General features: G+C 70.4%; 1 protein-coding gene. It reads right to left on the bottom strand.

Annotation, left to right across the window (positions count from 1 at the left end):
* On the bottom strand, positions 1 to 1,264 hold a 1,264-nt coding region (locus JNW91_RS31445), incomplete at both ends, for a molybdopterin dinucleotide binding domain-containing protein (protein ID WP_305070432.1).

Raw genomic sequence — 1,264 nt, 5'->3', positions numbered from 1 at the left:
CCGCCGCTGGTAGTCGGCGACCAGGTCCAGCAACGCCGGCCCCGTGGGACGACGACCGGGCCGGACGTCGCAGGTGCCGACCTTGCTCTCCTGGATCAGGACGTTCGGGTCGAGGGTGATGCCGAACAGGTCGTTGGCCGGGTCGCCGGTCACGAGCCCCTCGTAGCCGAAGTGGTAGGGCAACCACACCTGGTGGATGATCCGACCGTCCACCCGCAGCGGGGTGAGCCGATCGGTGACCAGCACCTTCGCCTCGATGGCCGCACGGGTGGTGACGAGGTGCGCCCAGCCCAGGTGGTCGAGCCCCCGTTCGGCCGCCAGCTCCGGTGACACCTCGACGAACATCTCCGGTTGCAGCTCCGCGAGGGGCGAGACGGTACGGCTCATCCCGCCGGCGGTGTGGTGCTCGGTGAGCCGGCTGACCGTGAACACGTACGGGAACACCTGACTGTGCTCCTCCGGCGGGCTCGGGTTCAGCGTGTTGATCGGGTGTGTGTAGACCTTGCGGGTCGGGTTGGCCTGCTGGCGGTAGAGCGGGTTGCGCACCGGTGACTCGACCGGCTCGTAGTGCGTGGGCAGCGGCCCGTCGAGGACACCGGTGGGTGCGTACAGCCAGCCCTTGCCGTCGCCCTGAAGGATGAACGGGTCGTCGCCGGCGATGCCTGCCACGCCCGAGGTGTTCGGCGGCGGCCGGTACGACGGCGCCTTGGTCTTCTCGAAGTCCGGCACGTCGTAGCCGGTCCACTCGCCCTTCTCCGGGTCCCACCAGACGTACTTCTTGCGCTCGCTCCACGGCCTGCCGTCCAGGTCGGCGGACGCGCGGTTGTAGAGGATCCGTCGGTTCGACGGCCAGGCCCAGCCCCACTCCAGGGCCACCAGCGACTGCTCGGCGCCGGGTTTGCGGCGGGCCGCCTGGTTGACGCCGTCGGCGTACACGCCGGTGTAGATCCAGCAGCCGCCGGCGGTGGAGCCGTCGTCCTTCATCTCGGTGTAACTGGCCAGCGGTCGGCCGCTGGCCACGTCGTACCCGTTGATCTCGTACAGCACCGACTCGGCGCTCGGCTCGGCGTTCGGGCCGTGGGTGGGGTAGTTCCAGGCGAGGTCGAGCAGCGCCCGGTCGCGGGGGCGGGTCGACTGGGCCAGCCGCTCCCGGATGACGCGCCCCAGGTGGTAGAAGAACCACAGTTCGGAGCGGGCGTCGCCCGGCGGCTCGACGGCCTTCTCCCGCCACTGCAACAGCCGCTGCGTCTGGGTGAAGCTGCCC

Source organism: Micromonospora parastrephiae (assembly GCF_016802865.1).
Lineage (GTDB): Bacteria > Actinomycetota > Actinomycetes > Mycobacteriales > Micromonosporaceae > Micromonospora > Micromonospora parastrephiae.
Note: the sequence above shows the minus strand (reverse complement) of the source record. Positions and strands in the feature narration are given on the sequence as shown.